This is a genomic window from Sphingobium sp. TomTYG46, from assembly GCF_055396345.1.
The window spans coordinates 1,735,283-1,761,813 of sequence record NZ_AP027324.1 but is presented as its reverse complement, the minus strand read 5'-3'; the positions used below and the strand labels follow the sequence as shown (position 1 = coordinate 1,761,813).

Here is a 26,531-nt window from a genome sequence, read left to right as displayed (position 1 = left end):
CCGGCGCCATTTATCCCGTACGCTTCCCTTGCGTCGTCGGATAGCTATAGACGCTGCATGTCGGGAAGCGTCGCTTTGCAGCGGAATCCTGGGCGAATACACAAACAGGGGCAAAGCGTTGCGCGATTATCAGGCTGATTTCATTGTCGTGGGAAGTGGGGCGGGCGGCCTGGTCGGCGCGATTGCCGCCAAGCTGAACGGCCTCAATCCGCTAGTTATCGAGAAGACCGACCGTTGGGGCGGGACGAGCGCGCTTTCTGGCGGCGGGGTCTGGATACCCAATAATCCGCTGATGGAGCGGGACGGCGTGGAAGACAGTTTCGAGGCAGCGCTTGCCTATATGGAAGCGACCATCGGGGATGTGGGCCCGGCGAGCAGTAAAGAGCGCAAGGTCGCCTATCTGAATGTTGGTCCGCAGATGGTGCTGGCTCTGGAACAGCAGGGCCTCGGCTGGGTACGGGCGCCAAGATACCCCGACTATCATCAGGATCAGCCGGGCGCGCGCGTGGGCCGGACGCTGGAAGGCGTGAACTTCGACGGCAAAAAGCTGGGCGACTGGCTCAAGACGATGCGTAGGTCTGACATCCCAGCGATGGTGATGGGCACCGATGACGCGCCCGTGATACCGGTGATGTTGCGGTCGTTAAAGGCGTTCTCCAGGTTCATGGGTATCATCGCGCGCACGGCCGCCTGGCGTGTACGCGGGCGCGAACCGTTGTGCCTGGGCGGGACGTTGATGGGGCAGCTGATGGTCATTGTTCAGCGTCTGGGCATACCCGTCCTTCTCGACAGCCCGCTCAAGTCGCTGATCCAGGACGGCGATAAAGTGGTGGGCGTCGTGATCGGCGAGGGGGAAGCCGAACGGCGGATCATGGCGCCGCGCGGCGTGCTGCTGACCACCGGCGGATTCGCTAAGAACAGCCAGTATCGCAAGCAGTTTCAGGAGGTCAGCGGCGAATGGAGCCCGGCCAGCCCCGGCGATACCGGCGATGCGCACCAGATCGGCGCGGAGGTCGGCGCTGAACTCGCCCTGATGGACGCTGCCACATGGTATCCCGTGTCGATCCTGCCGAATGGCACCATCAATGTCGGCATCTGGGAACGCACCTTGCCCGGATCGATCATCGTCGATTCTTCGGGGCAGCGCTACACGAACGAGGCGGCATCCTATGTCAACGCCGGGCGGGCCATGCTGGACCGTGACAAGACCGTGTCGGCGGTGCCGAGCTGGCTGATCTTCGATGCCCGCTATCGCAGCCGCTATTTCTTCGGAGGCACTCCGCCGGGGATGAACGGAGAACTGGTGAAAAAAGGCTTCTTCATCAAGGCGCCAACGCTTGACCAGCTTGCCGCGAAAATCGGGATCGATGCGGCGGGCCTCAACCGGACGGTCGAGCGCGTGAACGCCATGGCTAAAACCGGCGTCGATGAGGATTTCGGTCGTGGCGATAATGTGTACGACCAATATTATGGCGATCCCGGCAATCAGCCGAACCCGTCCTTCGGCCCCATCGACAAGGCGCCATTTTACGCGACCCGCTTTTACCCCGGTGACCTGAGCACCAAGGGGGGACTGATGGCCGACGAACATGCGCGGGTGCTGCGCGCGGACGGCAGCGTCATCGAAGGGCTTTACGCGGCAGGCAACTGCGCGGCCCCGGTTATGGGCAGGACCTATCCCGGCGCGGGCGCGACGTTAGGTCCGGCTATGGTATTCGCCTGGATTGCAGGGCAGCACAGCGCCGCTGCGGCTGCGTAAAGATTGGGCCGGGCCAGCGATCTTTAGGGCATGGGCGCCGTCGTCGCGTAGATATGCGAGACGACGGCGCCATGTCCTATGCCCGCGCGGACGTTAGCGATATCGCGCTATGGCAAGATCGGCGGTTTCGATTGCCGGTTTCCGGTTGGAAATAATGTCCGCGATCACATGTCCGGACCCACAGGCCATGGTCCAACCAAGCGTGCCGTGGCCAGTGTTGAGATAGAGGTTCGGCATATGCGTAGGGCCGATGACGGGTGTGCCATCTGGCGTCATGGGACGCAGGCCCGACCAGAAGCTGGCGTCGCCAAGATTGCCGGACGCCGGGAATAGGGACTCCACCGAATATTCCAGCGTGTCGCGACGCTTGTCGGGCAGGTTTGTCGAGAAGCCTGAAAGCTCGGCCATTCCCCCAACCCGGATGCGGTCGCCAAGCCGGGTGATCGCGACCTTGAAGCTTTCATCCAGCAATGTGGAAACAGGCGCACGTTCCGCATCAGTGATGGGAACGGTTATCGAATAGCCCTTTACCGGATAGACCGGCAGCTTGATCCCAAGCGGCGCCACCAGCAGCGGGGAATAGCTGCCCAGCGCGACGATGAACGCATCCGCCTTGATCGGTCCTTTGTCGGTTTCGACATGATCGATCGCGCCCTTGTCCGTAACGAGCCGTTCGATCTTGTGATCGTGCAGGAATGTGACCCCTGCCTCCTCTGCCATGACGGCAAGAGCGTTGGTGAACTTGAAGCAGTCGCCGGTTTCGTCATTGGGCAGGCGCAGGCCGCCCACGATCGGCGACTGGCTGTTCGCAAGGCCCGGTTCGGCCGCGATGCAGCCTGCCCGGTCGAGTATTTCGAAGGGAACGCCATCGGCCTTCAGCACGGCTACATCCTTGCCGATGCCATCCATTTGCTTCTGTTCCCGAAACAGCTGGAGCGTGCCCTGTGTCCGCTCATCATAGGCAATGCCCGTTTCGTGGCGGAGCGCGATGAGCTGATCGCGGCTGAACTCGGCCAGGCGCACCATGCGGCTCTTGTTCACCGCATAAGCCTTTTCCGTGCAGTTGCCGAGCATGGCCACCATCCAGCGCCACATGGCGGCGTCGAATGTCGGGCGAAGGATGAGCGGTGCGTGCTGCATGAACAGCCAGCGCAGCGCCTTCATCGGTATGCCCGGCGCGGCCCAGGGGGAAGCATAGCCCGGCGAAATCTCTCCGGCATTGCCGAAGCTGGTTTCCAACGCGGGGCCGGACTGCCGGTCGATCACGACGACTTCATGGCCCGCCTTGGCGAGATACCAGGCGGAAGTTACGCCGATGACCCCGCTGCCCAGAATGGCGACCTTCATGCTGTCATACTCCGCTTTTGCTCGATGGCCTGCGCGGCGTGATATTCACGAGCGTATCGGTGGCCGAGCTGGGTGAGGATTTCGTAGGAAATGGTGCCCGCGTCGGCCGCGACATCGTCGATCGACTGATGGTGGCCGAGCAGTTCGACAGGCGCACCGGGATAGAGCAGCATGTCGGGAACGTCCGTCACGTCGAGCGTGATGCTGTCCATCGACACCCTGCCGACGATCGGCACCCTGATATTGCCGATGAAGGCCGCGCCACGGTTGCTGAGATGGCGTGGCCAGCCGTCCGCGTAGCCGACCGGGATGGTCGCGATGTGCGATACGCGCTCTGCCGTGTGGGAGAGGCCATATCCGACGCCTGTTCCGGGAGTGACAGTGCGTAGCTGCGCGATCCGCGCCTCTAGCGAGACGACCGGGCGCATGGGATTGAACCCGTTCTGCGGCGCTCCGCCGTAAAGCCCGATCCCGGCGCGCACGACCTCATAATGGGAATGATCGAGAAAACTGCCGCCGCTATTATCCAACGAACGCGGAACGCCGGGGAAATGGCGGGCAAAGTCGTTGAAGGCCACGACCTGCTTGTCATTGAAGGCGGAAGAGGGATCGTCGGCGCAGGCGAGGTGGCTCATGATGAGCACGAGGTCGATGCCGTTCAGGAGCGATCGGTCAGCAAGAATCGCCTTCGCTTCGTCCGGAGAAAGGCCGAGCCGTGACATGCCACTGTCGATCTGAAGCGCTGCGGGGAGGGTGCGGCCTGCCGCCCGTGCGAGGCTGGACCAGCGCCTGATCTGATCGAGGGAATTGAGAACGGGCGTCGCGCCCGCGTCCCGGCACTGCCGTTCGGCTCCGGGCTGAAGGCCGTTGAGCACGAAAAGCTGGACCGGGTCGGGGAGGTCAGGTTTGAGCGCCAGGGCCTCACTTAGTTGCGCCACGAAGAAGCGGCGGCAACCCGCGTCTAGCAAAGCAGATGCTACCGCCGAAGCGCCAGTGCCATAGGCATCAGCCTTGACGACGCCAGCCACCTCCGCAGGTGCCACGCGGCGTGCGATGATGCGGTAGTTTTCCACAAGGGCGTCCAAATCGATGCGTAACACCGCGCCCGCGCAATCCAGCGATCCCATAGCGATCCCCCTCACGCATTTTCTAAAGGTGGATTTGCGCCTTTTTCTCCCAAAGTGACGAAGTATGTTTTACAAATTCGATATTCGTGAAAGAATGTGCGAAGGAATTGGATGCAATGGCCGTGGGACTGGATCAGACTGACCGCGCGATTCTGCGCTTGCTAAGGCTCAATGCAAGACGTCCCAATTCCGAGATTGCCGAGGAAGTCGGGCTGTCGCCGTCAAGCTGTCACCGACGGATCAAGCTGTTGGAAGATGCGGGGGTCATTCGCGGCTATACGGTGCTGACCAGCCCCTTGCGGGTCGGTGAGAATAGCGTGAACATATTGGTGCAGGTGACGCTCGACAGGCAGACCGAAGATTATCTGGCACGTTTTGAACATGCCGTCAGGCAATGCCCGGAAATCCGCGAATGCTTCCTGATGACGGGCGGGACGGATTATTGGCTGCGCGTCGAAACGGAAAGTGTTGCCGCCTATGAAATCATCCATAGCGAAATCCTGTCCCGGATGCCGGGCGTGGCGCGCATCAACTCAAGCGTCGCGATGCGCGATGCGCTGAGCCCGCGATCAACAGGGCCGAGGGGCCGATAGGGCAGGACCCAACCTCGCCATTTCGTCTCACCTATGTTGACGATAGCCAAGCATTTCGGCCATTTCCGCTCAGGCGGAATAATGGCGCGATCATTACATATTTCTAATTTTCGATACAGTTGACGATCGTCAACTTATGGTCCAACATCTGGTTGCGCATCCCCTCGAATCGCGGCGGGCCAACGGCATTTCCGGGCGATTGGAGTGAGGCGACGTCCAGTTTATCAATGGAGTGCCTGATGACTACCGATTTTGCCGACCAGTTCCGTCCGGTAGCGCCGCCTTACGTAATCGAAAACGCCTATACGGAAGATCAGCGTCAGCGGATATTCAAGGTTGTGCGGGAGAATGGCCCATGGCCGCTCATTCTCGCCGAAAACTTCAAGTCTCCCGAAGAAGTCATAGCCACGACCGGCGGCACCATTCCTGAAGGGTTCACGCTGACCTGGGATATGATCCTGCAAGGCAGCGGGACGTTCCGGGGGTATATCGCCCGTCAGGGTGTATGCTTCTATCCTGAACTGAACGACTGCTATTATAACTCCAAGTTCCTCGAAATGTCGCGCAACTATTGGGGCGCCAAATATGCCGAGCCAGAGACGTTTCTGATCAACATTCAGGGGCCGACCCTCATCGGTGGGCCGCCGCATCTCGATGGCACGGTCTTCCGCGGAATGACCATGGAAAACGCGCCGCTCTGGCTTCTATTGACGATGGCCAAGTCTCGCATGTTCGAACAATGGCGCAGCAAGAAGATGCAGGTCACCGGCTGGTATTATAAGGGCAATATCGGCGGCGGATTCAACTATTGGCCGGATGGTCCGCGTGGGGAGCCCAAGCAGATCACCGCGCCTATGTGGGGTCGCGCGGTCGTTGCCGAGAACGAAATGATGTTCCACCATGCTCAGGCGACCGGCCCGCTTGCGATGCGTCGTTCCGAAGGTCTGGATATCAGCAGCGTGATGGCACCCGATCCGACGGTCGATGGCGGTTGGCGGATCGAGACCAACGGCGTGGTCAATCAGCAGCTGCCGGCAGATGAAGTGCGCCTGTTGGTTCACTGGGGCGCGCGAGTGTTCATGGATATGGCCGACCTGAAGCGGACGTTCGACCACACGGACGACATCACGCACGACCAGGCTTTGAACATGCTGATGGACGAAGCCCGCAACCGTGGCGCTCAGTTCGAAACGCCCACTGATCCGATGACTGATCGCGCGTTCATCGGCATGCTCAGCCAGGTGTTCGCCGTGAACGGTCCGGCGAACATTCCGGCTGACATGAACGAGGCGCCGCTCGCCGCCTGATAGCGGATCGTCAGCACATCATAAGGTACAAACGAATGGCGGGCCGGGAACGGCTCGCCATTTGCGTTTCGGGGCATGCGATGCTGCGTGCCGTCCATGATGCCAGCCGTAAATGCAATTTTCCGTCGGATCGGATCGCCAGGATTTCGTCTTGACAATGGTTGAAATGCGTCAACTATCGCGCATGGCCGAATTGGGATCGGTCAGCCAATGCGCTGATCGGAAGAACATAAATCCCGATCGCCGACGAACCGGTAAATATTACAGTGCCTGTTACCGCGATGTCCTGCTGGATAGGGACATTGCTACAAAAAGGGGAGTAGCAATGATGCGAACAGTTCAACATGGAATGAAGATTCTGTACGCGTCCGGGATGACGGCGCTTTGGATCGCCGGTGCCGCGCAAGCCCAGGCCCAATCGGGCGCTGGTTCGAGCGCGAACTCAGGCCCGGATGAAATCGTCGTTACCGCGCAGCGCCGTGACGAGCGCGCGCAGGACGTTCCCATCGCGATTACGGCATTTTCGCCAGAGCGTCTCCAGCAGCAAGGCATAACGCAGCCGCAAAATTTGCAGGCGACGGTTCCGTCGCTGGTGGTCGGCAACAACGGCAATCCCTCACGTGAAGCGCAAAGCTTTACGATCCGAGGGCAGGGTGCGACCTTCCAGGCGTCGCCGGGCGTGGTCGTTTATCTGAACGAAGTGCCGCTGCCCGCACCGATTTCAATTCCTCAACAAGGCGGTGCCGGTAATTTCGTAGATCTGGAGAATGTCCAGGTCCTGAACGGCCCGCAAGGAACCTTGTTTGGACGTAACACGACTGGTGGCGCGGTGCTGCTGGTCCCCAAAAAGCCGACAAACGACTTTGAAGGCTATGTTCAGGGCAAGTTCGGCAATTACGACAACAAGGAGCTTGAAGGCGCGATCAACGTCCCGATCGTGGATGACAAGGTTCTGCTGCGGGTGGCCGGAGCCTATCAGGATCGTGATGGCTACACGCGGGATGTCGTCTGGAACACCGATCGCGATAATTTGCACTGGTATTCAGGGCGCGTTGGACTGACTCTGCGGCCGACCGAGAATTTCGAAAATTACACCATGGCCTATGGGGCTAATTCCCGGACCCATGGGACCGGCACGGTCAACACGCATCTCAACGTTGCGGGACTCGCGGCCACGAGCTTTGTCGGCCTTCCTTTCTGCGTTGAAGGACCGACAATCCCCGGCTTTAGCGCATCGTGCGACGTCTACAGGGCGGCTAGCGCGGAAGCAGCCGCCCGTGGACCCAGACAAACAGCGCATGGCACCAATTCGTTTCAAAGGACGAAGACCTGGGGTGTCACCAATACTTCCACGCTCAATTTGAACGAAGAACTGACGCTGCGTAACATCATCAGTTATCAACGCTTCAAGACGACATATAGCGTCGACAGTGATGGCACCATCTTCCAGTTCGATGATGGCGATCCAAGAAGCTATCCGGCTCCCGGCGTAGTTACTTTGCCCGGTGACGGTACTCCGATCATCTACGACAATGCTTCGCCGACGCGCCTGCCGCGAGATGATATCAAGGTTTTCACCGAGGAATTGCAGCTTCAGGGTGATTTGTTTGACAAGCTGCTCACCTTTACCGCAGGCGCATTCTACTATGATCAGCGTCCGGCCGGGACTCAGGGGGCGGGGGCAACTGGTTTCTGTCCAGCTTTGTTCACGGGTAACCCATTGGTTTGCGGCGTGTATGACATAAGATATGCGATCACCAATACGTCGAAAGCACTATACGCGCAGTCGACGCTGGATTTGGGATTGGTTTCGCTTGCATTGCAGAACCTCAAAGTCACTGGCGGTATTCGGTACACTTGGGATAGGGTCAGCGGCTCGGCGGGTTTGTATCAGGTAATCGCTCCAGGGGCATTCTTCTGCTTTGCCGACAATACAATCGCACCAGACGCTGCCGGTTGCTCATTTGATGCGAATCTGAAGACCAATGAGCCGACCTGGAACATTGGTGTAGATTACAGATTCTCGCCTGAGCTTCTTGTCTACGGCAAGATTAGCCGTGGCTACAAGGCCGGTGGGATAAACGCCAATGCGGTGTTTACCACCACTCGTACTTTCCCGCCGGAGTTCGTCACATCCTATGAAGCGGGCTTTAAGTCGGATGTGCGACTGGCGGGCATGCCGCTTCGGCTAAACGCTACCTATTATTATCTGACCTATAAGGGCATTCAGCGCGCGACCGGCGACTTCAATCCCACCACCGGTGCAGCTGGCGCAAGGGTTCTTTCCGCAGATGCGCGCATCCAGGGTATAGAGGCGGAAGCGTCTCTGCGACCGATTCCGGGTGTCGAGATCGGCGGTACGTTCAGCTATACAGATGCCAAATATAAGAAATATGAGTTCGCACCGAGCAGCCCGACCGAGGACTGCACCGGCAACATCATCAGTGCTCCGGCGACTGTGAACCTGACCTGCATACCGTTCCAATATGTGTCGCCGTACATCTACAGCTTCCACGTGTCCGCCGAGCAGCCGCTTGGCGGCGATCTCGGCACACTTGCGATGTTCGTCAACTATTCACACACCTCGGCGCAGCATACGGCGGGGACCAGCTTGCCTGGGGATCAGCCGGGCGAGCGGCTTGAACCATTCGGAACGCTGAACCTGTCGCTGGACTGGCGGAATGTTGCAGGTAGCCGTGTGGACGTAGGCTTCTACGCCACCAACCTGACGAACAAGCTGTATCGTGTCAGCAACAGCAACACCTATAACAGCCAGTTCTTTACTGCGACATTATACGGCGAACCCAGAATGTACGGGGTTCGTCTACGTTACTCATTCGGAAAATGACTTGAAGTTCCGAAGGGTTGAATATGCTTAAAAATGAAGAGCGATGAATATGTCAGATGTGAATAATGTAGTTCCTTTAGGTTTCACCAAGCTGATCGTGCAGGATCTTGACAAGGTTGCGGCGTTCTATGGCGCCGTATGCGGCCTGATCGAGGAAGCGCAGGCCGATGCGGAAATCGCAGGGCGTCCCATTCGGGAACTGTACTTCAGGTCAAATCCGCCGGGCACGGGGAACTTCACCCTGACGAAATTCCTCGACGTTGAAAAATCGGCCACAGAGTCGGTTATCCTGGGGTTCATCGCCGATGATATCCACCGGTTCGTGGAAAGCGCCGCCGCCGCAGGTGGTGTTGTGGTCGTGGCTGCTCATCCGGAGCCCGAACATGGCGTACACGTAGCCTTCGTCAAAGACGTCGAAGGCAATTTGATCGAGGTCGTCCAACTCATGTGAGGCGCGTGGTCATCACGCGTGCAAATGTGAGCGATCATCTCGTGACATCCAGCGCCTGAAGGCGTCCGGATCAGGTGGAAGGGGGAGGTACATGGTGCCTCCCCCAACTTTCATAACGGCGCTTGTCGATCAATGACCGGCGCCGCAGTTTCAAGTCAGCCGCGGAAGTTGCCGGAATAGGCAATTTCTTCGAGAGGCTTGCGGTTGCTGGGTTCTTCGCGCGATTGCAGCTTTTCAGGAAGAGACGCGGGGTCACCCATCCGGCCAATCGCTACGGCGGCCTCTATCCGGAACCCGTCCGGAACGCCCAGCTCCGTCCTGGTTTTGTCCATATCGATCCCGACCATGCCATGGGCGTGATAGCCAATCAGGGTCGATTGCAGCGCTATGGCCGACCAGGCGGCGCCAGCGTCAAAGCTGTGCGAATGGCTGGGCTTGTCCGGTGATCCCATCGTCGTTTCGCTCAGGATGAACAGAAGTACCGAGGCTTCCTTGGCCCAGATCGCGTTGAACGGAATCAGCAGATCAAGGAAGCGCGCCCAATTGGCGGCATCGTCACGCGTCGCATAGAGAAAGCGCCAGGGCTGATAATTGAAGGAAGAGGGCGCCCAGCGTCCGGCATCCAATATGGTGCGCAGATCGTCAGCGGGCATGACGGAGCCATCAAAGGCGCGCGGCGACCAGCGATTTAGAAACAAAGGGTCGAGGGCCGTATCGGTTTCCCGGTTGAGCGTCATGTCTTTAAGTGTCCTTTGCAACGAAATGGATTGCGCGCAGACTTATCGCCGCAGCTCACCGGAAACGCTTGACTAAAAGTTGTCGTATGTCAACGTCCTGATGGGGCGAAGATCGCAGGATCGCGCTTCGGACCATTATGTTCTGCGGTTACTATTGATCATGGTTGCCCGGGGGCTTTCCGCAGATGGCATGCGAGCAGAACTTTTCATCAATTCAAACCAGCGCTACGGGGGAGTATGACTGATCTTAAGGTGAAAAAGGCCAAGCTTGTCGCTCCTCCTCGCCCGGGAGTATATTCCCGGGGTTCCGACACGGTCGATGCAATTCTCAAGGCCGCGTTGCACGTTCTCGTCGATGAGGGCGCGTCGGCGTTCACCCTTCGCCGGATTGCCGCCGAATGTGGGATGAAGGTTGGAAATGTGAGCCGTCATTTCCCGCGTAAGGAAATGCTGGTTCAGGTGCTACTTGACGAACTGCTCAGCCCAACCGTGGGCGAGGCGAGAGTCAGCCTTACCAATAAGGGCTTACCTGCCGAAGAAGCGCTCGCGCTGGTCATTGGGGGTACCTTCGACGAAACGAAGACGAAGAAGATGACCCACCTGTTTACCGAATTGTGGGCGATGGCGAACCACAATCAGTTCGTCGCGGAACGGGTCGAGATGGTCAATCAGTATATGCACAATCTGATGGCTTCCTATGTCGCCGAACTCAACCCGGCGCTTTCCACGGAGGAAGTCGACATCGTGACCCTGTTCATCAACACGTCGATCGAAGGGTCAACGATATTGGCGGGATATGGCAAGCCGTGGGAGGCCAAGATGCCGCAGCTCAAGGCCTTTGCCGTGAAATCTCTGATCAATCTTGCCAAGACCATCACTCCCGAAGAGGTGAGAGGGCTTCGCCCGGCTGCGTGACGGTATAGCGTGGGGCCGGGAGCAGGAGCTCTTGGCCGCGGCCCCACATCAGGAGATTAAAGTGGATGCAAGTCTGCCCAGGCTGTGCAGGAGGCGGCGACAGCGCCGACGATAGCCGACAGCGCGAGCAATCCTGCAATCAACCGTTCCTGCCAAGCGAAGCGGCGTGCTGTATATAGGCGTTGCCCATTCAGATACGCATTGCCTTGATCATCGGGTCCGATGAGTGCCAGGCCGTCCAGTGAGATGACGCGGACATTTTCCGGCCGGTGACATGGCCGGATGTTGGTGCGCCAATGTCTCAGGTCCGCGTAGAAGTCAGTTTCTGATATTTCGTGAACAGGAAGAGCGGCTTGCTCGCTTGATTGTGATGCCACTGATGATGCTCCCTTGTCGCCAGATGGAGGGATCGCGTCAGGCACCCCTCGACCATTTGCTTCGACCACGATCAGTCATCAAGCCCAATGCCTCCGCCGAGCACCAGCGATGGCCAAGTTCATATATGGCTTAAATTTTCTAGATTGCCGAATGTTTGGATGCCCGACAAGGATTCGAACCTTGATTGACGGAGTCAGAGTCCGCTCTCTTACCATTAGAGGATCGGGCACCAAGGCGGGTGTAGCCCGCATCGGAAGCGCGCAAATAAGCTGGTTGGATCGGCTGGTCAAGGGGCTTGCGCCGGAAAATGCCGCATACTTCGGTTAGGAAAAGCCCGCCGGTCGCATATTCGTCCGGCGGGCTCATTCATCATCCCTTGCGGGGTAGACAGGCTTGGGAGCCGCTTCTGATATAGGAAGCAGCTCCCTTCATTTCAAAGCTTCAGTCGAGATCCTGGGTGGTGAAATCCTCACCCTGGACCACGGCAAGCGGATCGTCGCCGATGGCGGCTTCCGGACCCTGTGCCAGTTCGGCGGCATGCTCGGCAGCGGCCGTCTTGGGGGCGATCAGGTCAACCTGGCTCGACGCCCGCAGGGCGGCGCGCATCGCCGCGTCACGCGACGAGGCGGCAACGCGCATGCGGTTCATGCCCGCACCAGTACCCGCCGGGATGAGGCGGCCGACGATGACGTTTTCCTTGAGGCCAACCAGCGTGTCCTTCTTGCCCTGAACTGCCGCTTCCGTGAGGACGCGGGTGGTTTCCTGGAAGGAGGCCGCCGAGATGAACGAACGCGTCTGCAGCGAGGCCTTGGTGATGCCGAGTAGCACCGGCTTGCCAGCAGCGGGTGCGAAGCCGGGCTGGAGCTTGGCGTTGATCTCGTCCATTTCCTCGCGGTCGATCTGCTCGCCCACCAGCAGGGTGGTGTCGCCGGACTCGATGATCTCGACCTTTTGCAGCATCTGACGAACGATCGTTTCGATGTGCTTGTCGTTGATCTTCACGCCCTGCAAGCGATAGACTTCCTGGATTTCCGCGACCAGATATTCGGCCAGCGGTTCGATGCCGAGAACTTCCAGAATGTCATGCGGATCGGGCGAACCGCCGATCAGGTTATCGCCGCGCTTCACGAAGTCGCCTTCCTGAACGTCGATGACCTTGCTCTTGGGGATCAGATATTCGACTGGCTCGCCGCCATCCTCGGGATTGATGGCGATCTTGCGCTTCGCCTTGTAATCCTTGAGGAACTGAACGCGGCCCGACACCTTGGCAATGATCGCATTGTCCTTGGGCTTGCGAGCTTCGAACAGTTCGGCGACGCGCGGCAGACCGCCGGTGATGTCGCGGGTCTTCGCAGCTTCGCGAGAAACACGCGCCAGCACGTCACCGGCCTGAACCTGCGCGCCGTCATCGACCGACAGGGTCGCACCCACCGCCAGCATGTAGCGAGCGGCTTCGCCCGACTGATCGTCGAGCAGGGTGAGGCGCGGACGCAGATCTTCCTTGGTACGGGCGGAACCGCGATGCTCGATGACGACGCGCTGGGCGATGCCGGTGGCTTCGTCGGTTTGCTCGGTCAGCGTCTTGTTGTCGATCAGGTCGACATATTTCACGATGCCCGGCTTTTCCGTGATCACCGGCATGGTGAACGGATCCCACTCGGCAAAGCGCTCACCCTTTTTCACGGTGTCGCCATCCGCGAACAGGATGGTGGCGCCGTAAGGCAGACGGTGCGTTTCGCGTTCGCGACCTTCGGAGTCGATGATCGCGATCTCGCCATTGCGGGCGAGCGACAGGCGACGACCGTTCTTGTCGGTGATGGTCGGCATGTCGCGCAGCTCGATCGTGCCGTCCGACAGGGCTTCCAGGTTCGACGTTTCGTTAAAGTTCGCCGCGCCGCCGATGTGGAAGGTACGCATGGTGAGCTGCGTGCCCGGTTCACCGATGGACTGCGCCGCGATGACGCCGACCGCTTCACCGATATTGACCGGCGTACCACGGGCGAGGTCACGGCCGTAGCATTTGCCGCACACGCCCATCCGGCTTTCGCAGATCAGCGGGCTGCGGATCTTCACCGCCTGGGTGCCGATAGCCTCGATCTGTGCGATCATGGGCTCGTCGAGCAGGGTGCCGATCGGGATGACGATGCTGCCATCCTTGCTGTCGACAATGTCCTGCGCCGTGGTGCGGCCCAGGATGCGTTCACCCAGCGAAGCGATGACCGAGCCGCCCTGAACGATGGCCTTCATCTCCAGCGCCTTTTCGGTGCCGCAATCTTCCTCGACGATGGTGCAGTCTTGGCTGACGTCGACCAGACGGCGGGTCAGGTAACCTGAGTTTGCCGTCTTGAGCGCGGTGTCGGCCAGACCCTTACGGGCGCCGTGGGTGGAGTTGAAGTACTCAAGGACGGTCAGACCTTCCTTGAAGTTCGAGATGATCGGCGTTTCGATGATCTCGCCCGAAGGCTTGGCCATCAGGCCGCGCATACCGGCGAGCTGCTTCATCTGGGCTTGCGAACCACGGGCACCGGAGTGCGCCATCATGTAGATCGAGTTGATCTGGGCCATGCGGCCGGTCTGCGGGTCCTTGGGCTGGGCGCGGATCTCGTCCATCATGGCGTTCGCCACCACGTCGCCGCAACGGCTCCAGGCGTCGATAACCTTGTTGTACTTTTCCTGCTGCGTGATCAGGCCGTCCTGATATTGCTGCTCATAGTCAGCCACCAGCGCCTTGGTTTCGGCGACGGTGCCTTCCTTTGAGTCCGGAATGACCATGTCGTCCTTGCCGAACGAAATGCCGGCCTGGAACGCGTGGCGGAATCCCAGCGCCATGATGGCGTCGGCGAACAGCACCGTGTCCTTCTGGCCGGTATGACGATAGACCTGATCGATGACGTCCCCGATTTCCTTCTTGGTGAGAAGGCGGTTGACGACGTCGAAGGGGACCTTGTGCGACTTGGGCAGACATTCGCCCAGCAGCATGCGGCCCGGCGTGGTCTCGAACCGCTTCATATACTGCTGACCGGCTTCGTCGGTCTGCGGCACACGGCTGATGATCTTCGAGTGCAGGGTCACAGCCTTGGCATAGAGAGCCTGGTGGACCTCCTGCATGTCGGCCAGCAGCATGCCTTCACCGGGCTCGCCTTCGCGTTCCATGGACAGGTAATAGATACCCAGCACCATGTCCTGCGAGGGGACGATGATCGGCTTGCCGTTCGCGGGCGAGAGGATGTTGTTGGTCGACATCATCAGCACGCGCGCTTCCAGCTGGGCTTCAAGGCTCAGCGGAACGTGGACGGCCATCTGGTCACCGTCGAAGTCGGCGTTGAAGGCCGAGCAGACGAGCGGGTGCAGCTGGATCGCCTTGCCTTCGATCAGCACCGGCTCGAACGCTTGGATGCCCAAGCGGTGAAGCGTCGGCGCGCGGTTCAGCATGACCGGGTGCTCGCGGATCACCTCGTCCAGGATGTCCCAGACTTCCTTGCGCTCCTTCTCAACCCACTTCTTGGCCTGCTTCAGGGTCATGGACAGACCCTTGGCGTCGAGGCGGGCGTAGATGAAGGGCTTGAACAGTTCGAGCGCCATCTTCTTGGGCAGGCCGCACTGGTGCAGCTTGAGTTCCGGGCCGGTCACGATGACCGAACGGCCCGAATAATCGACGCGCTTGCCGAGGAGGTTCTGACGGAAGCGGCCCTGCTTGCCCTTGAGCATGTCGGACAGCGACTTGAGCGGACGCTTGTTGGCGCCGGTGATGACGCGGCCACGACGACCATTGTCGAACAGGGCGTCGACGGCTTCCTGCAACATGCGCTTTTCGTTGCGGACGATGATGTCCGGCGCGCGCAGTTCCATCAGCCGCTTCAGGCGGTTGTTGCGGTTGATGACGCGGCGATAGAGATCGTTCAGGTCCGAGGTCGCGAAGCGGCCGCCGTCCAGCGGCACCAGCGGGCGCAGTTCCGGCGGGATGACCGGCACGACGTCCAGGATCATCCATTCGGGACGGTTGCCCGATTCCAGGAAGCTCTCGACGACCTTGAGGCGCTTGATGATCTTCTTGGGCTTGAGTTCCGACTTGGTGACGGCCAGCTCGTCGAGCAGCGCCTGCTTCTCGCCCTCGAGGTCGAGGTCCATCAGCATCTGCTTGACCGCTTCCGCGCCAATCCCGGCGGAGAAGGCGTCTTCGCCATATTCGTCCTGCGCGTCGAGCAGTTCATCTTCGTTCAGAAGCTGGAACTTCTCAAGCGGGGTCAGGCCCGGCTCGGTGACGATGTAGCTTTCGAAATACAGCACGCGCTCAAGCTGCTTGAGCTGCATGTCGAGCAGCAGGCCGATGCGCGAGGGCAGCGACTTCAGGAACCAGATGTGCGCGACAGGGGCGGCCAGTTCGATATGGCCCATGCGCTCGCGGCGGACCTTCGACACAGTGACTTCGACACCGCACTTTTCGCAGACGATGCCCTTGTATTTCATGCGCTTATACTTGCCGCACAGGCACTCATAGTCCTTGATCGGACCGAAGATGCGCGCGCAGAACAGGCCGTCACGCTCGGGCTTGAACGTGCGATAGTTGATGGTTTCCGGCTTCTTGATTTCGCCGAAGGACCACGACCGGATGCGCTCAGGTGAGGCGAGGCCGATCTGGATCTGGTCGAAGGTTTCGGCCTTCTGGACCGGGTTCGCGAAGTTCGTCAGTTCGTTCATAATTCAAATCCCTCTAGAGGGTAAATTTTTCGGGGCGAAGGAAGGGGAGAGCGTTGCCTTCGGAGGGCAACGCTCAATAATCCCTTTATTCCGCCGCCTGCGCGAAGCCGTCGTCGTCCTCGACCTCGTCCATCGCGGCGAGTTCGACGTTGAGGCCCAGCGAGCGCATTTCCTTGACCAGCACGTTGAAGCTTTCGGGGATCCCGGCCTCGAACGTGTCGTCGCCCTTGACGATCGCTTCGTAGACCTTGGTACGGCCGACCACGTCGTCCGACTTCACCGTCAGCATTTCCTGCAGAGTGTAGGCGGCGCCGTAGGCCTGGAGCGCCCACACCTCCATTTCACCGAAGCGCTGGCCGCCGAACTGCGCCTTACCGCCCAACGGCTGCTGGGTGACGAGGCTGTAGGGGCCGATGGAACGTGCGTGGATCTTGTCATCGACCAAGTGGTGCAGTTTCAGCATGTAGATGATGCCGACAGTCACCTTACGGTCGAAACGATCACCCGTGCGGCCGTCGAACAGGTCCGACTGACCCGAGGAGTGCAGGCCCGCCAGCTCCAGCATCGCCGACACGTCGGCTTCGCGGGCACCGTCGAATACCGGGGTCGCCATCGGAATGCCGCGCTGCAGATGCTCGGCCAGGTCGATGATCTGCTCGGCCGTGCGGCCTTCGATCTGATCGGCATATTGCGGGCCGTAGGATGCAAGCAGCCGCTCCTTGACCGCGTCGGGCATGGCGCCCGGCTGCGGGTTCGGATTGGCTTCACGCCAGTCTTCCAGCGCGTGCTTGAGCTGCTGGCCCAGGCCACGGGCAGCCCAGCCCAGATGCGTTTCGAAGATCTGACCGACGTTCATACGCGACGGAACGCCCAGCGGATTCAGCACGATATCGACATGGGTGCCATCTTCAAGGAACGGCATGTCCTCGATCGGCAGGATGCGCGAGATGACACCCTTGTTACCGTGACGGCCGGCCATCTTGTCGCCCGGCTGCAGCTTGCGCTTCACCGCGACGAAGACCTTGACCATCTTCAGCACGCCCGGGGGCAGCTCGTCACCGCGCTGCAGCTTGTCGACGCGATCTTCGAACTTTTCGACGATCAGCTTCACCGCTTCATCATACTGCGCCTTGACGGCCTCGATGCCTGCCTGACGGGTGTCGTCCGCAACGGCGAATTTCCACCACTCATGACGCTCGACTTCGGCCAGCAGGGCCTCGTCGATCTCGACGCCCTTCTTGATGCCCTTCGGAGCAGCGGCAGCGGTCTGGCCGAGCAGCATTTCCTGGAGGCGGTTGAAGGTCGCGCGGTTGAGAATGGCGCGTTCGTCCTCGCGGTCCTTGGCGAGACGGTCGATTTCCTCCCGCTCGATCGCCATGGCGCGCTCGTCCTTGTCGATGCCGTGGCGGTTGAAGACGCGGACTTCGACGACCGTTCCAGCAACGCCCGGCGGCAGACGCAGCGAGGTGTCGCGCACGTCACTTGCCTTTTCACCGAAGATCGCGCGGAGCAGCTTTTCTTCCGGGGTCATCGGCGATTCACCCTTGGGGGTGATCTTGCCGACCAGGATATCGCCCGGCTCCACTTCGGCGCCGATGTACACGATGCCCGCCTCGTCGAGGTTGCGCAGGGCTTCTTCACCGACGTTCGGAATGTCGCGGGTGATGTCTTCCGGCCCAAGCTTGGTGTCGCGGGCCATGACCTCGAACTCCTCGATATGGATCGAGGTGAAGACGTCATCCTTCACGATCCGCTCGGAGATCAGGATGGAGTCTTCGTAGTTGTAGCCGTTCCAAGGCATGAACGCGACGAGCGTGTTCCGGCCCAGCGCCAGCTCGCCGAACTCGGTTGACGGGCCGTCGGCGATCACGTCGCCGCCTTCGATCAGGTCGCCCACCTTCACCAGCGGACGCTGGTTGATGCAGGTGTCCTGGTTCGACCGCTGGAACTTCTGCAGCGTGTAGATATCGACGCCCGACTGGCCGGGTTCGATATCGCCGGTGGCGCGGATGACGATACGGGTCGCATCGACCTGATCGACAATGCCCGGACGCTTGGCGGCAATGGCCGCGCCGGAATCGCGCGCAACCGTGCCTTCCATGCCGGTGCCGACGAACGGCGCTTCGGCATTGACCAGCGGCACGGCCTGACGCTGCATGTTCGATCCCATGAGCGCGCGGTTGGCGTCATCGTTTTCCAGGAACGGAATGAGCGAGGCCGCGACCGACACCAGCTGCTTGGGGCTGACGTCCATCAGGGTGATGTGGTCCTTGGGCGCCATCAGGAATTCGCCCGCTTCACGCGCCGAGATCAGGTCTTCGGCCAGCGTGCCGTCGGCGTTCAGCTCAGCGTTCGCCTGCGCGATCGTGTGCTTGGCTTCTTCCATTGCCGACAGATAAACGACCTCATTGGTCACCTTGGTGTCGATCACCTTGCGGTAGGGCGTCTCGATGAAGCCGTACTTGTTCACGCGGCTGAAGGTGGCGAGCGAGTTGATCAGACCGATGTTCGGGCCTTCCGGCGTTTCAATCGGGCAGATACGGCCATAATGGGTCGGGTGAACGTCGCGGACTTCGAAGCCTGCGCGTTCACGCGTCAGACCGCCCGGCCCAAGCGCCGACACGCGGCGCTTGTGGGTGACTTCCGAGAGCGGATTGGTCTGGTCCATGAACTGCGACAGCTGCGAGGAGCCGAAGAACTCACGCACGGCAGCCACGGCGGGCTTCGCGTTGATGAGGTCGTTGGGCATGACCGTCGAGACATCGACGGACGACATGCGCTCCTTGACCGCACGTTCCATGCGCAGCAGGCCGACGCGATACTGGTTTTCCAGAAGTTCGCCCACCGAACGGACGCGGCGGTTGCCGAGATTGTCGATGTCGTCGATCTCGCCCTTGCCGTCCTTCAGGTTCACCAGTTCCTTGACGACGGCGAGGATGTCCTCGACGCGCAGGGTGGTGACGGTGTCCTCAGCATCGAGGTCGAGGCGCATGTTGAGCTTCACGCGGCCCACGGCCGAGAGGTCATAGCGCTCCGGATCGAAGAAGAGGCCGGCGAACAGCGATTCGGCGGTTTCCTTCGTCGGCGGTTCGCCGGGACGCATGACGCGGTAGATGTCGGACAGGGCCTGGTCGCGCTCTTCGGCCTTGTCAGCCTTCAGCGTGTTGCGAATCCAGGGGCCGGTGGTGACATGGTCGATGTCGAGCAGTTCGAGACGGTCGATGCCCGCCTTGTCCAGCTTTTCGAGGTTTTCAGGACTGACTTCGTCACCGGCTTCGATGTAGATCTCGCCGGTCTTCTCGTTGATGAGGTCGTAGGCGCTGTAGCGGCCATAGACTTCCTCGGTCGGGATCAGCAGGGTTTCAAGACCGTCCTTCTCCGCCTTGTTGGCGGCGCGCGGCGAAATCTTGTGACCGGCGGCGAACACGACTTCGCCCGACTTGGCATCGACGATGTCGAAAGCGGGCTTCTGGCCGCGCCATGCTTCGGCGAGATAGGGAATCTGCCAGCCGCCTTCGCCACGGACGAACACGACCTTGTTGTAGAAGAAGCCGAGCATGTCTTCGGCGGTCAGGCCGAGCGCATAGAGCAGCGCGGTCACCGGCAGCTTGCGCTTGCGGTCGATACGGACGTTGACGATGTCCTTGGCGTCGAATTCGAAGTCGAGCCACGAACCACGATAGGGAATGACGCGCGCGGCGAAGAGATATTTGCCCGACGAGTGGGTCTTGCCACGATCATGGTCGAACAGAACGCCCGGCGAACGGTGCATCTGCGACACGATAACGCGCTCGGTGCCATTGACGATGAAGGTGCCGTTGCCCGTCATGAGCGGCATGTCGCCCATGTAGACGTCCTGCTCCTTGATATCGAGCACGGAGCGGGTTTCGGTGTCCTGGTCGACTTCGAACACGATCAGGCGCAGCGTGACGCGCATCGGCGCTGCATAGGTGATGCCGCGCTGACGGCATTCCTCGACGTCGTATTTGGGCTCTTCCAGCTCGTAATGCACGAAGTCCATTTCGGCGGTGCCGGCGAAGTCGCGGATCGGGAAGACCGAGCGCAGGGTCTTTTCGAGGCCCGACACATAGCCGATCGACGGGTCCGAACGCAGGAACTGCTCATAGCTCTCCCGCTGGACTTCGATCAGGTTCGGCATCTGCACCACTTCGTGGATGTCGCCGAATACCTTTCTGATACGCTTCTTCGCGCCGGTATTGCTGATCGTGGGGAGAGCTTTGGTCGCCATTGCGTTTCCTGCCTGTAATTCGTCGCATTTTTTCGCATCGCAGCGAAATTCAGCCTGACGAGACGGGCGAAAGGGGTGATTCGCCCTTCTGCCGCCACGCAAAAAAGTGCGGGCCGGGACTGTCCGATCCGCACTGTCAGCACCTTGTGACCCACCAAATGTCGCCCAATCCCGCCGGTTTCGCGCGCTATTCGAAACCGGTCCCCGGGCGATCCAGGGGACGGTTCATGCTTGCTGGAAGGCTTGCAGGAACCGGATTTTCAAAACGCCTTATAGTGACCGTGCGCGCCTTTGTGAAGGGTGCATTGTCTCAATAACGATCGTGAATCGATCGCTTCGGAGGATCAGAACAATCGTGTCAGGCCATAGAAGCCTGCGCCGATCAGGGCAGCGGCGGGCAGCGTCACCACCCAGGCGATCACGATGCTGGAGGCGACGTTCCACCGGACGGCCGACAAGCGGCGGGAAGCGCCGACGCCGACAATCGCGCCAGTGATGGTGTGCGTGGTGGAAACGGGCACGCCCAGATGCGTCGCCAGGAATAGCGTCATTGCTCCGCCCGTTTCGGCGCAGAAGCCTTGAGCCGGAGTAAGGCGCGTAATCTTTGACCCCATCGTGTGGACGATCTTCCAGCCGCCGAGCAGAGTGCCGAGGCCCATCGCCGCCTGGCAAGAAATCACCACCCAGAAAGGAACGTGGAAGCCGCCCGTCAGCATGCCCTGCGAATAGAGCAGGACCGCGATGATCCCCATCGTCTTTTGAGCATCATTGCCACCATGGCCGAGCGAGTAAAGGGACGCCGATACGAGCTGGAGCTTGCGGAAGACCCGATCCGCGCCCTGGGGCGTGAAGCGGCGGAATATCCAGCTGATGATCAGGACCAGCAGCAGCGCCAGGATGAGGCCGATGGCAGGGGACATGACGATGGCGGCGCTGGTCTTGAAGACGCCGCTCCATACGACAGCGCCGAGGCCTGCCTTGGCCGTGCCCGCGCCCAGCAGTCCGCCGATCAGCGCATGGCTGCTGGAGGAGGGGATGCCGAGGCCCCAAGTGATGAGGTTCCAGGCAATGGCGCCCATCAGCGCGCCGAAGATCACTTGCGGGTCAATGATGCTGGCATCGACAATGCCCTTGCCCACCGTTTCGGCCACATGCAGGCCGAAGAAGAGGAAAGCGATGAAGTTGAAGAAGGCCGCCCAGGCCACCGCATATTGCGGCTTCAACACGCGCGTCGATACGATGGTCGCGATCGAATTGGCGGCATCATGCAGGCCGTTCAGGAAGTCGAAGGCGAGCGCAATGCCGACCAGAGCGACGAGCAGCGGAAAGGCGAGATGGGCTTCCATCAGATTGAGACTCGAATGGAGCTAAGGATCAGGCGTGGTCGATGACCAGCCCGGAGATTTCGTTGGCGACGTCCTCGAACCGGTCGGTCACCTTCTCCAGATGGGCGTAGATTTCGTTCCCGACGACGAAGTCCATGGGATTGCCTTGCCGTGCCTGATTATACAGCGCCTTAAGGCCCGCCTCATGCAATATATCGGCATGCCCCTCCAGCTTAACCAGCCGCTCGGTCAGATCATGCAGCCGCACCGAATTGAGGTTTAGCGAACGCAGCAGCGGCATGGCTTCGGCTGTGATGCGGGCGCACTCCACGATAAGAGCGCTCATATCCTGCATCTGAGGCGCGAACTCCTTGACCTCAAACAGGGCGATTGCCTTGGCGGTCTGGTTCATCTGGTCGATCGCGTCGTCCATCACGCCGATCAGGCCGGTGATTGCGCTGCGGTCGAAGGGTGTCACGAAAATGCGGCGGACATCCTGCAGCACTTCGCGGATGATGTCGTCCGCTTCGTGTTCGCGCGCGGAGATTTCTTCGATATGCGCGTCCATGTCTGGGCCGCCCTTCAGCAGCTTGGCGAGCGCATCGGCCCCGGCGACGAGCGTCACCGCATGATCCTCAAACTGTTCGAAGAAGCGCCCCTGTTTGGGCATCAGCGCGTGAAACCACCGCAGCATTCCAGTCCTTTCGCTTTGCCATTCCTTGATCCGCAGCAGCGTTCGGATGAACCAGCCCGGATCGCGCGGCGGTTCGCGAAAGGCCGCGATAATCGTTTGAAGATCGGGTTCCTCGACCGCTTTCGCGGCCTCTGCGACCGGAAACCAGCGCAGCTCCCTCTGCCCCTGCTCGGGCCATTGCGACAACTGGCCGGTCACTGCAAGGGGGAAAACTTCAACCGTGGCTTCGCGTGTGTCGCCCTTGCGTCGGCGCTTGTCATATCGGTAGCGGCCCAAAGGAGCGGGGCAGGCGATGCCGTGAATGCCCGCTTCCTCATAGGCTTCGAGTTCGGCGGCGCGGTGGCCTGCCATCCCCTTGATGCGGTTGCCCTTCGGGATCACCCAACGGCGGGTTTCGCGTGAGGTGATCAGCAGGATGCGCATCGATCCATCAGGGTCGGCGGCATAGGGAAGGGCGGCGATCTGGCGCATTACCAGTCCGCCCCCTCAATCTTAGCCATAAAACGCCCCTCATCCATACGCGCCTTGTAACCAAACCGTCACATTGCGCAATGAACTAGGTTGGTCAGATGGATAGTCGAGCCGTCAGGCGGATATCCCGTCCGGCAAGCGGTGCATAATCCTTGAGAAAGCTGGCGTGTCGCCGCGCCTCGACATCGAATATATTGTTCGCCGACAGGCTGATGGTGGTCCGGTCATTCCCTTTCAGCGGCTTGAAGGACAGCGATGCGTTGACGAGCGTGAAGCCGTCGGTGCGGGTTTCGGTCGAGGCGATCCTGTCCTGCGCAAAGCTATGTTCGACCTCGCCACGGAAGCTCAGGCGGTCGCCCTGCAATTCGATCCCTCCGAGCAGGCGGAGCGGGGGGATGCGTGGCGCAGGGCCTGAGCCGGTGATGGTTGCGCGGACATAGTCGGCGAGGCCATCCAGATTGACCTTGTATCCGCCGACTTCCCCGAGCTTTACCGATGCCTCCGCTTCAAAGCCGAGATAGCGCGCATCAGCCTGATTATATTGGAAGCAGGGGAAATCCAGCGGCTTTCCGCCATTCACCGCCATGCAGGCGCTGTCATCGACCAGCGCATCGTAGATGTAGCCGTTGAACCAATTGTGATAGGCCGACAGCGACATTGTGTAGCCGGGGCCTTCACCGCGCAGCGTGGCTTCTACGCCCCAGCTTTTTTCCAGGTCGAAGTTCGGATTGCCAAGCTCGAATGCTTGCGTCCCGGCGTGATTGCCACGCGCGAACAGCTCTTCGGCCGAGGGTGCGCGTTCGGTGCGGGCGAGGTTCAGGCCGACCCGCCAGCCGGGACGGATTTCCTGGCTGGCGCCGATCGACCCGGAAAACGCGTCGAAGCTGCGCTGATAGGCGGGATTGAACAAGGTCGCGTCCGCGTCCGCCCCCACCTTATTATGTTCATAGCGGCCGCCCAGTTCGATCCGGCTGCTGCCAAAGTCGAAGGATTGAAGCGTGAAGAAGCCGAGTTGCTCCGTCCGGTTGCGGGGCAGGAATTTCTCTTCACCCTCGACATGGAAATTGCGGGCGAAGAATTGGGCGCCCACGGCCCCATCCCATCCGCCGCGCTTGGCCTGCACCAGTTCCAGCCGCGATTCGATCGACTGGTTATAGAAGGTGGTGCCAACGTCCCCGGACGGTTCGATCTCCTGATGCTGGTAATCGGCAAAGCCCGCGCGGAGGCGGATGGAATCGAGGATGCCGCCGTTGACGGGCAGTTCGGCGCGCATGTCGGCGCGGTCCTGCTTCATGTGGAGGTGAACCTGTTCGCCCTCCGACCCCGGTTCGACCGAATAGCGGACGGGGACTCCGTAGAGATTGTCCGTGTGGGCGATCGAGAAACCGAGGTTGCCGCCGTCGGTCACCAGCGCCGCCCCGCCCGCTACTTCCCAGGTGCGCGCGGCGCTGTTGGGCAGCTTGCCGCGCAGATCGGCCAGGGGCGTGATGGCGGGGTCTCCGCTTGCTGCGGCCTGGGCGCGCAGGGCGGGGGTGAGGATATAAGAGCCCGTGTCGAGATCGCCGCTCTTCGAATAGCTGCCGTCGAAGTGGACGACGATCTTGTCCGTCAGCGGTGCTTCGATTTCGCCTGAGCCACTGCGTTCGTTGGCGGCGCTGCCATAAGTCGCGATGCCATCGATGTGGACGGGCTCGTCGGGCACGCGGCGGGGGATGCGGCTGTCGATCACATTGACGACCCCGCCGATTGCGGAGGAGCCGTAAAGAAGGGCGGCGGGGCCGCGCAGCACTTCGATGCGGTCGGCGGTCAGGGGATTGATTGCGACGGCGTGATCGACCGAGGTGTTGGATACGTCGAAGCTGCCGACGCCATCGGTGAGGATGCGCACCCGTTCGCCCTGAAGGCCGCGCAGGATCGGGCGTGAGGCGTTGGGGCCGAAGGAGGTGGCGGAGACGCCGGGTTGATGGGCGAGGGTTTCGCCGATGGTGGTCCGCAGGTCTCGTGTCAGCTCGGCACCGGAGAGGACCGAGGTGCCGGACAATATGTCACCCTGGCGGCGGGGGATGATGGCGGTGACGACGATGTTGGGCTGATCATCATGATAGGTGCCGGGCTGGATTGATGGCGATTGGGCGAGGCTGGGAGAAGCGAGGCAGATTGCGGTGAGGGCGCAGCTGGCGCGGAGGAGCGGCAGGGGGGAATTCATGAAGGAAACCCTTAATTGAAACGGTTTGTGAGGCGCCTCTATCTTAAATGTTATAACGTATCAATGGGGTGGGGCGGATTATCGAGGACGGGGAAGGGGTTAGCGGCCAAGCGGGCGTAATCGTAGGTAAGTGACCTGGATGGGCGGGCAATTACCGGTGATTGCAGCGTGATCGTGTTACACGGAGGCATCGGAATTAAGGCTGATTTTCCGTCACTCCGGGACTCGGCTGGGAATTCGCTGCCTCGGCAGCTTCAGGAGAGGAGCGGGACCCCGGAGCAAGTCCGGGGTGACGATCAGTCTAGCAGGATCAGGCTCTAAGGATCAGGCTCTAAGGATCAGCTATCACGGATATGTGACTGGAGGCAGCGGAAGGTGTCGGCTGCTAGGGATCGACGATCGACGACAGGCCTGGCGACCAACTACCGAGATAGATCGCGCACCCGGAATGAAAGATCAGAGGAAGAGAAATTCCGCGAGCGCGCTCACTGGCGAGTCTGCGTCGGCGCGGGCGCGCAGGGCTCGTCGGACCTCGATGGAGGGGAGGGGGCGTTCGAGGGGCAGGCGGCGGATGCCGTTCATGCGGCCGAGGTCTCGGGCGAGAGGGCCGAAGGCGGCGAAACAGCCCGCGCCTTCGCGCAATATGGTCATGATATCGAACATATTGTCGGTTTCGAGCACCGGCGCGCCCATGTTGATGCCTTCCCGGTCGAGCGCTTCATCGATGATGCGACGCAGGCCGTTATTCGGCTCCATGGCGAGCGTGGGGCTGATCCGGAGATCGTCGGTCGTGACGATGTCGCGCCGGGCGAGCGGATGATCCGCCCCGGCGTAAAGGTTGATCTGTTCCGACCAGCCATAGCGGGATGCGAAGCCCGACTGTTCCCCCAATGCGTAGAAATAGGCGATATCGACGCGGCCCTGCTCCAGTGCCGCACGTGCCTCATCTGCGAGGTGGATGGAGAGGTCGAGCGTGATCGCGATATCCTCATTCGCGGCCTCGAACGCGGCGAGCGCTTCCTGGAAGTGGCCGAAAACGGGCGCGGGGGCGGCAAGGGTGATCGCCTGCCGCGCTGGTGCGGGGGAAGGCTCTGCAGGCGCGGCTTCTGGAGCGACGGACGGAGGGGAAGCGGGGGCCGTTTCGTCCGGCGCCCAGCTGTCGGACTGATCCTGCGACAACAGGGTCATCGCCTCGGCGGTCTTGCGCCCCGCCGCAGTCAGCCGTTGCTGATCAGGCGGACCTTCGAACAGACGATAGCCAAGACGCATTTCCAGAGAGGCGATTGCGCGCGCGATGTCTTCGACCGGGACGCCCAGATCGCGGGCGCAGCACGACATGCTGCCCGCCGCCACCATCTGCGCAAAAATGTCGAGTTGACGCAGGGAAGGCGTGGCCATGCGGCGGTGATAGTGCAATTGGGACGCC

At 60.7% G+C, this 26,531-nt stretch carries 16 protein-coding genes and 1 tRNA gene; 6 read left to right on the top strand and 11 right to left on the bottom strand.

Annotation, left to right across the window (positions count from 1 at the left end; translation table 11 throughout):
- The first annotated feature begins 118 nt into the window (after positions 1-118).
- Positions 119-1,759, top strand: a complete 1,641-nt coding sequence (locus ACZ5YV_RS08925) for an FAD-binding protein (protein WP_464787313.1) — start codon at positions 119-121, stop codon at positions 1,757-1,759.
- 93 nt (positions 1,760-1,852) lie between these two features.
- Here ACZ5YV_RS08925 and ACZ5YV_RS08920 read toward each other — a convergent pair whose 3' ends face one another.
- A complete protein-coding gene (locus ACZ5YV_RS08920) occupies positions 1,853-3,106 on the bottom strand; it encodes a D-amino acid dehydrogenase (protein ID WP_464787312.1) in 1,254 nt (417 codons plus the stop codon).
- The gene (gene alr / locus ACZ5YV_RS08915; RefSeq protein WP_464787311.1) at positions 3,103-4,233 is read right to left on the bottom strand and encodes an alanine racemase; all 1,131 of its coding nucleotides are present in this window, start codon (positions 4,231-4,233) and stop codon (positions 3,103-3,105) included. The genes ACZ5YV_RS08920 and alr overlap by 4 nt, the downstream gene beginning before the upstream one ends.
- A 116-nt stretch (positions 4,234-4,349) precedes the next feature.
- On the opposite strand from alr, the gene ACZ5YV_RS08910 reads away from it, so the two are divergent.
- From ACZ5YV_RS08910 to ACZ5YV_RS08895, 4 genes are all read left to right on the top strand, one after another.
- Positions 4,350-4,826, top strand: a complete 477-nt coding sequence (locus tag ACZ5YV_RS08910; RefSeq protein ID WP_449473921.1) for an Lrp/AsnC family transcriptional regulator — start codon at positions 4,350-4,352, stop codon at positions 4,824-4,826.
- Positions 4,827-5,065: 239 nt separating this feature from the next.
- On the top strand, positions 5,066-6,133 hold the full coding sequence (locus ACZ5YV_RS08905; protein ID WP_464787310.1) for a hypothetical protein: 1,068 nt from the start codon (positions 5,066-5,068) through the stop codon (positions 6,131-6,133).
- A gap of 112 nt (positions 6,134-6,245) precedes the next feature.
- Entirely contained in the window at positions 6,246-8,981 is a 2,736-nt protein-coding gene (locus ACZ5YV_RS08900) for a TonB-dependent receptor (protein ID WP_464787309.1), read from the top strand.
- A 49-nt stretch (positions 8,982-9,030) separates the two neighbouring features.
- The gene (locus ACZ5YV_RS08895; protein ID WP_464787308.1) at positions 9,031-9,432 is read left to right on the top strand and encodes a VOC family protein; all 402 of its coding nucleotides are present in this window, start codon (positions 9,031-9,033) and stop codon (positions 9,430-9,432) included.
- 155 nt (positions 9,433-9,587) lie between these two features.
- On the opposite strand, the gene ACZ5YV_RS08890 is transcribed toward ACZ5YV_RS08895, so the two are convergent.
- Entirely contained in the window at positions 9,588-10,169 is a 582-nt protein-coding gene (locus ACZ5YV_RS08890; RefSeq protein WP_464787307.1) for a nitroreductase family protein, read from the bottom strand.
- A gap of 237 nt (positions 10,170-10,406) precedes the next feature.
- On the opposite strand from ACZ5YV_RS08890, the gene ACZ5YV_RS08885 reads away from it, so the two are divergent.
- On the top strand, positions 10,407-11,084 hold the full coding sequence (locus tag ACZ5YV_RS08885; RefSeq protein WP_449473910.1) for a TetR/AcrR family transcriptional regulator: 678 nt from the start codon (positions 10,407-10,409) through the stop codon (positions 11,082-11,084).
- A 56-nt stretch (positions 11,085-11,140) separates the two neighbouring features.
- Here ACZ5YV_RS08885 and ACZ5YV_RS08880 read toward each other — a convergent pair whose 3' ends face one another.
- From ACZ5YV_RS08880 to ACZ5YV_RS08845, 8 genes are all read right to left on the bottom strand, one after another.
- The gene (locus tag ACZ5YV_RS08880; RefSeq protein ID WP_464787306.1) at positions 11,141-11,530 is read right to left on the bottom strand and encodes a hypothetical protein; all 390 of its coding nucleotides are present in this window, start codon (positions 11,528-11,530) and stop codon (positions 11,141-11,143) included.
- Positions 11,531-11,617: 87 nt separating this feature from the next.
- Positions 11,618-11,691: transfer RNA gene (locus tag ACZ5YV_RS08875), tRNA-Gln, on the bottom strand.
- 212 nt (positions 11,692-11,903) lie between these two features.
- The gene (gene rpoC / locus ACZ5YV_RS08870; protein ID WP_464787305.1) at positions 11,904-16,160 is read right to left on the bottom strand and encodes a DNA-directed RNA polymerase subunit beta'; all 4,257 of its coding nucleotides are present in this window, start codon (positions 16,158-16,160) and stop codon (positions 11,904-11,906) included.
- A gap of 85 nt (positions 16,161-16,245) precedes the next feature.
- On the bottom strand, positions 16,246-20,409 hold the full coding sequence (gene rpoB / locus ACZ5YV_RS08865; RefSeq protein ID WP_464787304.1) for a DNA-directed RNA polymerase subunit beta: 4,164 nt from the start codon (positions 20,407-20,409) through the stop codon (positions 16,246-16,248).
- Positions 20,410-20,753: 344 nt separating this feature from the next.
- Positions 20,754-21,755: an inorganic phosphate transporter gene (locus ACZ5YV_RS08860; protein WP_449473903.1), complete on the bottom strand. Its 1,002-nt coding sequence runs from the start codon at positions 21,753-21,755 to the stop codon at positions 20,754-20,756.
- A gap of 28 nt (positions 21,756-21,783) precedes the next feature.
- A complete protein-coding gene (locus ACZ5YV_RS08855; RefSeq protein WP_464787303.1) occupies positions 21,784-22,899 on the bottom strand; it encodes a DUF47 family protein in 1,116 nt (371 codons plus the stop codon).
- A gap of 94 nt (positions 22,900-22,993) precedes the next feature.
- Positions 22,994-25,105: a TonB-dependent receptor gene (locus ACZ5YV_RS08850; RefSeq protein ID WP_464787302.1), complete on the bottom strand. Its 2,112-nt coding sequence runs from the start codon at positions 25,103-25,105 to the stop codon at positions 22,994-22,996.
- Between the two features lie 456 nt (positions 25,106-25,561).
- On the bottom strand, positions 25,562-26,503 hold the full coding sequence (locus ACZ5YV_RS08845; protein WP_464787301.1) for a LysR substrate-binding domain-containing protein: 942 nt from the start codon (positions 26,501-26,503) through the stop codon (positions 25,562-25,564).
- Positions 26,504-26,531 lie beyond the last annotated feature (28 nt).

What these genes read in the sequence shown, in the direction of transcription:
- ACZ5YV_RS08920 (WP_464787312.1), bottom strand. Translation starts at nt 3,106, where the DNA reads ATGAAGGTCGCCATTCTGGGCAGCGGGGTCATCGGCGTAACTTCCGCC.
- alr (WP_464787311.1), bottom strand. Translation starts at nt 4,233, where the DNA reads ATGGGATCGCTGGATTGCGCGGGCGCGGTGTTACGCATCGATTTGGAC.
- ACZ5YV_RS08910 (WP_449473921.1), top strand. Translation starts at nt 4,350, where the DNA reads ATGGCCGTGGGACTGGATCAGACTGACCGCGCGATTCTGCGCTTGCTA.
- ACZ5YV_RS08905 (WP_464787310.1), top strand. Translation starts at nt 5,066, where the DNA reads ATGACTACCGATTTTGCCGACCAGTTCCGTCCGGTAGCGCCGCCTTAC.
- ACZ5YV_RS08900 (WP_464787309.1), top strand. Translation starts at nt 6,246, where the DNA reads ATGCAATTTTCCGTCGGATCGGATCGCCAGGATTTCGTCTTGACAATG.
- ACZ5YV_RS08895 (WP_464787308.1), top strand. Translation starts at nt 9,031, where the DNA reads ATGTCAGATGTGAATAATGTAGTTCCTTTAGGTTTCACCAAGCTGATC.
- ACZ5YV_RS08890 (WP_464787307.1), bottom strand. Translation starts at nt 10,169, where the DNA reads ATGACGCTCAACCGGGAAACCGATACGGCCCTCGACCCTTTGTTTCTA.
- ACZ5YV_RS08885 (WP_449473910.1), top strand. Translation starts at nt 10,407, where the DNA reads ATGACTGATCTTAAGGTGAAAAAGGCCAAGCTTGTCGCTCCTCCTCGC.
- rpoC (WP_464787305.1), bottom strand. Translation starts at nt 16,160, where the DNA reads ATGAACGAACTGACGAACTTCGCGAACCCGGTCCAGAAGGCCGAAACC.
- rpoB (WP_464787304.1), bottom strand. Translation starts at nt 20,409, where the DNA reads ATGGCGACCAAAGCTCTCCCCACGATCAGCAATACCGGCGCGAAGAAG.
- ACZ5YV_RS08860 (WP_449473903.1), bottom strand. Translation starts at nt 21,755, where the DNA reads ATGGAAGCCCATCTCGCCTTTCCGCTGCTCGTCGCTCTGGTCGGCATT.
- ACZ5YV_RS08855 (WP_464787303.1), bottom strand. Translation starts at nt 22,899, where the DNA reads ATGCGCCAGATCGCCGCCCTTCCCTATGCCGCCGACCCTGATGGATCG.
- ACZ5YV_RS08850 (WP_464787302.1), bottom strand. Translation starts at nt 25,105, where the DNA reads ATGAATTCCCCCCTGCCGCTCCTCCGCGCCAGCTGCGCCCTCACCGCA.
- ACZ5YV_RS08845 (WP_464787301.1), bottom strand. Translation starts at nt 26,503, where the DNA reads ATGGCCACGCCTTCCCTGCGTCAACTCGACATTTTTGCGCAGATGGTG.